This window comes from Pseudorhizobium endolithicum, from assembly GCF_902153245.2.
GTDB classification, from domain to species: domain Bacteria; phylum Pseudomonadota; class Alphaproteobacteria; order Rhizobiales; family Rhizobiaceae; genus Neorhizobium; species Neorhizobium endolithicum.
Genome location: NZ_CABFWF030000008.1, coordinates 236,961 through 246,305, shown reverse-complemented (window position 1 = coordinate 246,305; position 9,345 = coordinate 236,961). Strand labels below are relative to the sequence as shown.

6 protein-coding genes are annotated in these 9,345 nt (G+C 63.5%); 3 read left to right on the top strand and 3 right to left on the bottom strand.

Features of this window, described 5'->3' with window-relative positions; all coding sequences use genetic code 11:
• The first annotated feature begins 699 nt into the window (after positions 1–699).
• The 3 genes from RTCK_RS05795 to RTCK_RS05785 all read left to right on the top strand — a co-directional run bounded on the left by RTCK_RS05795 (position 700) and on the right by RTCK_RS05785 (position 5,616).
• On the top strand, positions 700–1,785 hold the full coding sequence (locus tag RTCK_RS05795) for a type 2 periplasmic-binding domain-containing protein (protein WP_142592110.1): 1,086 nt from the start codon (positions 700–702) through the stop codon (positions 1,783–1,785).
• 62 nt (positions 1,786–1,847) lie between these two features.
• Positions 1,848–3,863, top strand: a complete 2,016-nt coding sequence (locus RTCK_RS05790; protein ID WP_142592109.1) for a tripartite tricarboxylate transporter permease — start codon at positions 1,848–1,850, stop codon at positions 3,861–3,863.
• Positions 3,864–3,957: 94 nt separating this feature from the next.
• A complete protein-coding gene (locus RTCK_RS05785) occupies positions 3,958–5,616 on the top strand; it encodes a thiamine pyrophosphate-binding protein (RefSeq protein ID WP_142592108.1) in 1,659 nt (552 codons plus the stop codon).
• A 51-nt stretch (positions 5,617–5,667) separates the two neighbouring features.
• Here RTCK_RS05785 and RTCK_RS05780 read toward each other — a convergent pair whose 3' ends face one another.
• The 3 genes from RTCK_RS05780 to tcuA form a co-directional block, all read right to left on the bottom strand.
• On the bottom strand, positions 5,668–6,558 hold the full coding sequence (locus RTCK_RS05780) for a LysR family transcriptional regulator (RefSeq protein WP_142592107.1): 891 nt from the start codon (positions 6,556–6,558) through the stop codon (positions 5,668–5,670).
• Between the two features lie 116 nt (positions 6,559–6,674).
• Positions 6,675–7,811 (bottom strand): tricarballylate utilization 4Fe-4S protein TcuB, encoded by a 1,137-nt coding sequence (gene tcuB / locus RTCK_RS05775; RefSeq protein ID WP_142592106.1) that lies wholly within the window; start codon positions 7,809–7,811, stop codon positions 6,675–6,677.
• Entirely contained in the window at positions 7,808–9,241 is a 1,434-nt protein-coding gene (gene tcuA, locus RTCK_RS05770; RefSeq protein ID WP_142592105.1) for an FAD-dependent tricarballylate dehydrogenase TcuA, read from the bottom strand. The genes tcuB and tcuA overlap by 4 nt, the downstream gene beginning before the upstream one ends.
• Positions 9,242–9,345 lie beyond the last annotated feature (104 nt).

Below are 9,345 nucleotides of genomic sequence, written 5' to 3'. Positions count from 1 at the left end.
GCCCCCGCAACCAAATCCCTCTCCCCTGCATCATGTCGCTGGCGCGAAGACTTCATCTTCGCTGGCGAGGTAGCTCGTCGTCCTGCGGACCATAACCTGAAGGCAGGTTCAAATCCTGCCCCCGCAACCAACAATTTGCCATTCATTGAGCCCCCAGCGGGGCTTTTTGCGTTTTCGCGCGCCCAAAACCGCAGCCTCTCCATCAGGCTCTCCGTATCCTCGCCCGGAGCATACGTCGCGAGGACGATGGCACACACGCCCCCGGCGCACATTGGCCCGGATGACCGACAAAGCAGCCGGTGATCTTCGGGAGCCTCGACCCTCGCCGGAGCCGCTTTCGATCATAGCAGCCGCCTCCGTTTTCCTTGCCAATCCTATCGCGGGTACGGTGTTCTGTCATGCGCCCTGTCGGCTCCAAGCATCTCGGCGGCCTATCAAGCCGACCCGGGCGTTTGGCTTGAGAACTTCGGCCTGTGGACTGGTCCCAGGAGCGCGCCGGCGGACAAGCGTGCGTCTCGCCATTAATCGCGAGGGCGGTGGCCGGGCAGATGAGCAGAATTCATGGATGGGTGAGATGTAAGAATTTTTCTCGCTGATGTGCGCTGTGCCAACCTGTCGCATGCGGCTGGAGGAGCCGCGTGTCAGGCGAGGTGCGGTCGTGCGCAGTCCTCGCAGGATCTGAACATGGGAGGAAACATGATGAGCATGCGCGAGATGAGCAAGGTTGTCTGCGGGGGCCTGGTGATCGGGCTTGCGGCGCTGTCACCGGCTCAGGGACAGGATCTGTCGGGCAAGACGGTGGAATTCGTCATCCCGTTTGCTGAATCCGGAGGGTCGGCGGCTTGGGCGAACTTCTTCGCACCATTGCTCAGCAAGCACCTTCCGGGCAATCCGACCGTCGTCGTCCGCTATCGGCCGGGGGCGGGGTCCACGGAAGGGGCGAACTGGTTTCAGCAACAGTCGACGCCTGACGGAACGCTCCTCTTCGGCCCGTCCGGAAGCACGCAGTTTCCTTACCTGCTCGGCGATCCGCGGGTCCGCTACGAGTACAAGGACTGGAAGGTCGTGCTATCGTCCGGCACCGGGGGAGTGGTTTACCTTCCTCCGGATTTGGGGGAGCGCTTCGACGGCGATTTCGACGATCTCAAGGGCGAAGCCTTTCTCTACGGCTCGCAGGGTGCCACTACGCTCGACCTGGTCCCGCTTCTGGCATTCAAGCTGCTCGGTCTCCAGGTCGATCCCGTTTTCGGGATCGAAGGCCGGGGCGACGGCCGCCTGATGTTCGAGCGCGGCGAGGCGAACATCGACTACCAGACGACCTCCGCTTACCTGAAGAGCGTCGTGCCGCTCGTCGAGCAGAAGCTGGCGGTGCCTGCCTTCACCTATGGGTCGCTCGATGAGCAGGGCAATATCGTCAGGGATCCGACCTTCCCGGACATTCCGACCTTCAAGGAGGTTTGCGAGGCGACCGAGGGCTGCGAGACCACCGGTACCGGATGGGAGGCATGGAAAGCCTTCTTCGTCGCAGGCTTCGCCGCGCAGAAGCTCATCTACCTGCCCGGTTCGGCAAGCCAGGAGGTCGTGGACATGTACACGAAGGCTTTCGAAGCCATGATCGCCGAGCCTGATTTCGCCAAGAATTCGGAGGAGACGCTGGGCGCCTATCCGCAAGGTGTCGGCAAGGCCGCTCAGGTCGCGCACGAGCAGGCAATCACCGTGACCCCCGAGGCCAAGCAGTACGTGCTCGACTGGCTGAAGGACGACTACGGCATCACGATGCAGTAACCCGCGACCCGGCGAGCACGCGTTCGCCGGGCCTCACAACCGACTGCTGAAAGGTGTTGCCGATGGACCTCGTGAACACGGCTTTGCCGGCTCTGGGCGAAGCTTTCTTCCTGCTGTTGCAGCCGCAGCAACTCATGTATCTGCTGATCGGTGTGTTTCTGGGCCTGCTCGTCGGGGTGTTGCCCGGAATCGGCGGCATCGCAGGCCTGTCGCTGCTATTGCCATTCATCTACGGGATGGATCCGGTTTCGGGTCTTGCGCTGATGGTCGGGCTTCTGGCGGTCAATCCGACCTCGGATACGTTTTCCTCGGTCCTTTTGGGCATCCCGGGCGGCGCTTCGTCGCAGGCCACGGTTCTCGACGGGTTCCCCATGGCGCGCCGAGGAGAGGCCGCAAGGGCCCTTTCGGCCGCCTTCATGTGCTCCCTTTACGGCGGGTTGATCAGCGCTCTTGCCCTCACCGGGGTCATCTTCGTCGCCCGTCCGCTCATTCTTATGTTCGGCATTCCCGAAATGCTGATGCTGGCCATTCTCGGCATGTCCATGGTCGCGATCCTGGCGGGCCGTGTGCCCCTGAAGGGTGTGATCGCCGCCGGTCTGGGCCTTCTTGTCGGCACGATAGGAGCGGCCGGCGCCGGGGGCAGCCTGCGCATGACGACCTATGACATGCCCTACCTCGTCGATGGTCTGCAGATCGTGATCGTCGGCCTCGGCATCTATGCCATCCCGGAGATCGTATCGCTTCTCCGGGAAGACCAGAGCATTGCGCAGGGCAACAGCCTCGGCACTGGCTGGTTCCGGGGAATTGGGGACTGGTGGCGAAACAAGTGGCTGTCCACCAAATGTGCGGTAATCGGCGTGATCGTAGGGATCATCCCCGGTCTGGGCGGTTCCGTCGTCGACTGGATTGCCTATGGCTATACCGTGCAGTCGACCGAAGACAAGAGCGGGTTTGGCAAGGGTGATATCCGCGGTGTGATCGGACCGGAATCCTCTGCCAATGCCAATTACGGCGGCGCGCTGATCCCGACGCTGATCTTCGGGATTCCTGGTTCCGGTTCGATGGCGGTTTTTCTTGGCGGGATGGCTCTGCTCAACCTGTCGCCCGGGCCGCATATGGTGCGGCAGAACCTCGACGTCACCTATACCATCGTCTGGTCGCTGGCCCTCGCCACGCTGTTCGGTGCTGGCCTCTGCATTCTGCTCGCCGGCCAGATCGCAAAGATCACGAAGGTGCGCTTCACGCTGATGGCGCCGCTGCTGTTCATGGTCATCGCTTTCGCCGCGTTCCAGTCCCGCATGTCGCAGGGAGATCTGATTGCCCTGATCTTCGTCGGGTTCCTCGGCATTCTTCTGCGGCGTTTCGATTATTCCCGACCGGCCTTTCTGATCGGCTTTGTCCTGTCGGGGCAGTTGGAAGCGTTCGCGAACATGGTGAACCAGATCGCGGGGGCGCGGTTCATGCGCGGCTTCGAGTTCGGGATGAGCTATGTCGCGTCGCCTCTGGTGCTCGTCATCCTGGCTCTGACCGTCGCCTCCTTGTACTTCGGATTGCGGAATGCCCGGCATGTGATCGAGACCGAGGCGGTGGCAGCCGGCGGAAAGCGGACGTCGGTCCTCTTCCTGCTGTGCATCACCGGCTACGTCCTGGTGGCATTGATCGACGCACTCCTGATCGAGCGGATGGGGGACAAGATCTTCCCCGTCGTCGTCGGGTCGGTGACTCTGGTCGCCTGCATAGTGCTGCTGATAAGGATGCGCCTGGCACCGGAAACAAGCCCGATGTTCGTGGACCTGGAGACAGGCGGTGCGGAAGCGAATCTGCCACACGGGCTGTGGGGAACCTTGGCTTGGTTCGCCTTGCTCCTCATCCTGTCTGTCCTCTTCGGCTTCGTGATAGCGCTGATCGTCTTCTTTCTCGCCTTCTTCCGCTACCGCGCCGGTTTGAGCCCGGCGAAGACCGCGCTCTACACAATCGGCGGGGTGTGCGGGATGCTTGCCTTCGCCGGCATCCTCGGGCGCGATTTCCCTCCAGGGCTGCTTCAGGCCTACACCGATCTGCCGTGGCCGCTGCGCTGACCGGCGGAGCGGCCACGGCGTCCTCCTGAATTTCCTCCGCCCGCCGCCCTGCGGGCGGCCGAAACGACAACACATACGAGATCGGAGCAGATGCGTGAGTGAACGCAAGACATATGAGGTTCTCGCCGAAGCCTTTCGTCGTGAAGGCACCGAAACCTGCTTTGCCCTGCTAGGTGACGCCAACATGAACTGGGCGACGGCCCTTGCCAGGCTCGGGACCAGGATGATCTATCTGCGCCACGAACACTGTGCTGTCGCATCGGCGATGGCCTATGCCCGCAAGACCGGGGAAGTAGGGGTCGCCACGGTGACGTGCGGGCCGGGCCTGACACAGATCCTGACGGCCCTGCCGGCCGCGGTGCGCGCGCGAGTGCCGCTGGTGATCTTTGCGGGGGAGGCGCCGCTCAAAGCCGCCTGGTACAACCAGGAGATCGACCAGGCACCCTTCATCAGGGCGGCCGGTGCGACCTATCACCCACTGCACCACCCGCCCAGGATGGCTGAAGCCATCCGGGATGCTTTCCTCGAGGCGCGAACGATGAGCCGGCCTGTGGTCGTCGGCGTTCCATTCGATCTTCAGGGCCGGGTGTGGGAAGGCCCTGCCGCCCTGCCTCCGCCGTCGATCGGCCTCGTCCCGGCGGTGGGGCCGATGCCGCCCCATCCGGACGACGTGGCGAAGGCGGCGGACCTGATCGGTTCTGCAAGGCGGATCGTCGTCATGGCCGGCATGGGAGCCGTCGCCGCCGGTGCGGGGCCGTCCTGCCGCAGGCTTGCGGAGCGCTGCGACGGGCTCCTGGCCACCACCTTGCCGGCACGCGGGCTTTTTCACGACGATCCCTTCTCGATCGGCATCGCCGGCGGCTTCTCGTCGGAAGCCGCGCGGGATCTGCTTGGCGAGGCGGATCTGGTGATCGGCGTCGGCACGATCCTCGCCCATCACAATGCCGAAGGCGGCAAGCTCTTTCCGAGGGCGCATGTTCTGCAGATCGATGTCGAACCTCTCGCGGTCAGCCAGGGGCGGATTGCCGCCCACAGCCATATACGAGCCGATGCCAGACTGGGTGTCGATGCGTTGGCGGCCGCCATTGAGCCACGCACTCCGCAATGGCGGAGCGATGAGACGATCCGGCTGATCCGCGAAACGCCGATCGATCCGCAGCCCTTCCCGCCGGAGCCGGGTCTGCATGACCCGCGTGACGTGGTGGCGGCGCTCGAAGCGAACCTGCCGGACGATTGGGAGATGGTGAACTCCTCCGGTCATTGCTCCTTCTACTTCGCGCATATGCCGTCACGACCGCAGGAGCGGTTTCTGACGATCCGGGAGTTCGGGGCGATCGGAAATGGGATCTCGTTCGCCATGGGTGTCGCGGCCGCCAGACCCGGCAGCACCGTTGTCCTGTTTGATGGCGACGGCAGCCTGATGATGCATGTCCAGGAGATCGAGACGATCCGCCGGCACGGAATGAACATCCTCATCTGCATCCTGAACGACGGCGCCTACGGATCCGAGATACACAAGCTGCGTTCGGAAGGCCTGTCGGACGAGGGTGCGGTCTTCGGCCGTCCGGACTTCGCGGCCATCGCAAAGGGCTTCGGCATTGGCGGCGCGACTGTTGGGGATCTCGCAGATCTTCCGGGCCTTGTCGGCGAGTTCAGGGCGAAGGGTGGGGCGGCAGTCTGGGATTTTCGCATATCGGACAAGGTCATGTCGCCTGTGATCCGGAAGGCCCATCCGCCAGGCCGGCACGGTTAGGATGCCGGCTCAGGGCGATGCGTCGAATGCTTAACCGTGGCGGCGGATCTTTCAGATGTGCGAGAGGCGGTTGCGGATCATCTCCAGGAGCGCCTCGGCGGGAGGCGACAGCGGAGCTCCGCGCCGCTTGATCGCGCCGATGTCGCGGGACAGGGCGGAATCCGAGAAAGGCAGGCCGACGATGTTTGCCGGCGACTGATGCATGGTCAAGCGCGGCAATACGGTCAGCGCGACGCCGGACGCGACCAGGCTCATGGCCGTAGCGGCATTCTGTACCTCGAAGCGCCAGTCGAGCTTGCTGCTGACGTCTCCGAGCGAGTTCTCTACCAGTTGCCGGTTTGTCGACTGAGTACGAATTCGCACCATCGGCTCACCCAACAGATCGGCACCTGTCACGCTTTTCCGCTGGGCGAGCGGGTGCTGCCGATGGACGAGCAGGACATAAGGCTCGCGGCATAGGGGCTCCACTTCGACATCCCAATGGGTGGCGCCGATGATGGTAATGCCGAATTCCGCTTCGCCTTCCTTGACGAGATCGAGAATGCGGCCGGCCGGCTGGTCGAGAAGCACGACCTGGAACCCGCGGTGCTGGTCCGAGAAGGCCTTGATCAGGTCGGGCAGATAGTAGCTTGCGATGGTCGGAAGGCATGCAAACACCATGCGTCGGCGCGCGTCCTGCCCCGTCTGGCGTGTGGCTTCATAGAGATCGGCGAGGGTCGCCAGTTGCTGGCGAACCTGCGGCAGGAGCGCCTGGCCGGACTTGGTCAGCCAGATGTCCCGGGATGTTCTCACCAGCAGACGCGTATTGAGGTCAGCCTCGATCTTGCGTACCCGATGGCTGAGCGCCGTCTGTGTCAGGTTCAGCTTCTGGGCGGCTTTCGAAAAGCTGCCCAGTTCGGCGACGGCGACGAAGGCTTCAAGGCCAAGATAGTCGATGCGCATCGCTTCTCCACCCGGTGCATGGCACGAAAGCTATCCCGGTACCATAGCAGGATTGCGGTGCCCGGCGATGCCGCTTCGCCGGCGGTTCGACCGCATTCTGTGCCGGCGGCGCGCCTTCAACCGCCGCCTTCCAGTTCGCGTTTCTCCTTCGCATACCGGACAAGCGCCAGGAACCGGTAGATGCCGTGCATGAACTTGCCGTAGGGCATGGTGATGAAGAGGCTGAACACCACGCCGAGATGGATGGCGAGTAGCAGGCCCATGGCAGGCGTCGCCCGCAGGACGAGAAGCAGCAGCCCGGTTGCGCTGGTCAGGAACAGCATGACGAGGAAGGCGACGTCCATGCCCATCCGCGTCTGGTCGAGAAGAAGCGGATCCCTGCGCCACTTCGCGGCCAGGAGGCCCGCAGGGCCGATGATGAGGCCGATACCGCCGAGGGTGCCAAGGATTACCGGCAGGTCGTACCAGAAATAGGGCGCCTCTCTGCCGACGAGATAGTGGTAGACGGTGGCAACCGAGGTTGCCGCGAAGCATAGCATGAAGCCGTAGAAGGTCAGGTGGTGGTAAAGCCGGCGTCGATCGGTGGGCGCTTCGTCCTCGTTCATGCAGCCGACACCGCCGCCGTCCAGGTAACGCAGCGTACAGGCATCCTTGATCGCCTGCCAGACGGAGGAACGCTCCGTCAGCGTTGCGGCCGGTTCGCCGATATCGCTCCAGAATGCGCGGATGCTCATGGCGATCGCCAGCACGACATAGAGCGAGGCGAGCATGAAGATCAGCACCATCGTGTTGTGCGGCATAAGGCGATAGAAGGCGCCTGGACCGGTGTGCACGCCGAAGAGAACCGAGGGATCGTTCCAGCCGACGAAGCCTGCGATGAAAAGGGCGACCGAAAGCGCTGCGATCAGGCTGATCGCAAGCCCGTTGCGGGCGAAGAGCCCGGAAAGTTGCGGTGGCCACGCATAGGCCTGGTAGGTGTCTCCGCGAAGCTTTGCCAGCGTCTTCGGGACATTGACGTTGAATTCGTGAGGCGGAGAAAACTGGCAATCCGGGAGACAGGCGCCGCAGCTGTGACAGAGGTTCGCCAGATAGTTGAGGTCGCCGTCGGAAAAGGAGCGGCGCATCTCCATGGCCGGAAAGACGGCGCACAGGCCCTCGCAATAGCGGCAGGAATTGCAGACCGTCATCAGGCGGTCAGCTTCCTCCAGTGTGGCGCTGGCGTGAAGAGGGTCGGCGAGGACGTGAATGTTCATGCGATCTCCATGGCGATTGCCGGCTTGGGCGTGCCGGTGCGCACCTCGGCTGCGGCCTCGCGGCCGGCGATGCGCCCGAAGACGCTGCCGATGGTCATGCCGATACCGGCGGCGTAGCCTTGGCCGAGCACATTGCCGGCCATGATCTCCCCGGCGGCGAACATGTTTCGGGACGGCGTTCCATCAGCCATCAGCATGCGCGACTGTTCGTTCACCCGTACCCCGAGATAGGTGAAGGTGATGCCCGGGCGGACCGGATAGGCGTAGAAGGGTGCCGTCTCGATCCGGCGGGCCCAATGGCTCTTCGGCGGTGAAAGCCCTTCCGTGCGACAGTCGTCGAGAGTGGCGTGGTCGAAAGTCCCCGGCTGCACGGCGGCATTGAATTGCGACAGGGTTTCCTCAAGCCGCGCTGCCGGCAGGTCGAGCTTGTCTGCCAGTTCCGCGATCGTACCAGCCCTGATCGGCGGGTAGAGCGACGGCATGAAGAGTTCGAGGGATCGGGCGTCGAAGATGATGTAGGCAATCTGGTCCGGCTGTGCCGCTACCAGCCGCCCCCAGATGGCATAGCGTTTCGGCCAGACGTCCTCTCCCTCGTCATAGAAGCGCTCGGCATGCTTGTTGACGACGATGCCGAAGACGACGCAGTCGAGGCGGGTAATGATGCCGCCGTCGTATTTCGGCGCGCGCGCGTCGATGGCCACCGCGTGGCACTGGGTGGGGTCGCCGATCTGCTTGACGCCGCGATCGATCAGCATCTTCAGCACGGTTCCCCGATTATAGGGTGTGCCGCGGATGAGGAAGTTGTCGGCAATGTCGCCCCAGCCTTCCTTGAGCCAGTCTATATTGGCTTCGAAGCCGCCCGAGGCGGCCACGACCGCCTTGGCGGTGGCGACATGCTCGCGGCCGTCATGGCGGATGGTGGCCGCCTTGAAGCGGCCGTCGGCAATATCGAGGCCGACCACCTCCGCATCGTAAACCACGTCGACGCCGAGGTTCTGGGCTGTGCGATAAAGCGCGTTGAGCATGGCGCGACCGCCGCCGAGGAAGAACGAGTTGGTGCGCCCGAGGCTGAGCGTGCCGCCGAGCGAGGGCTGGAAGCGGACACCCTGCTCCACGATCCAGTTCAGCATGTCCTTCGACTCGGCGATCATCATCCGCGCCAGCTTCTCGTCCGTGTTGCCGCCGGTGACGCGCCACAGGTCCTCGAAGAACTCATCCTCGTAGTAGGGGCCCGAAAGCGTCTCGGTGGCACTGTCGTGGGCGCAGCGCATGTTGCGGGTGTGGCGGGTGTTTCCGCCGCGGTAGAATTTCGGGGCGGCCTCTACGACGAGGACAGAGGCGCCGCCGCGGCGGGCGCTGATCGCTGCGCATAGTGCGGCATTGCCGCCGCCGATGACGAGGATGTCATACCCGTTGAAGCGGTCACTCATCGCAACAGGATTCCTTTTCCGCTATTGCATGCATTTGTATACGATGAGTAGAATGCGCCAACCATGATGTCAATGGTCGCTGACAGGAGAGATCGTAAGGAGGG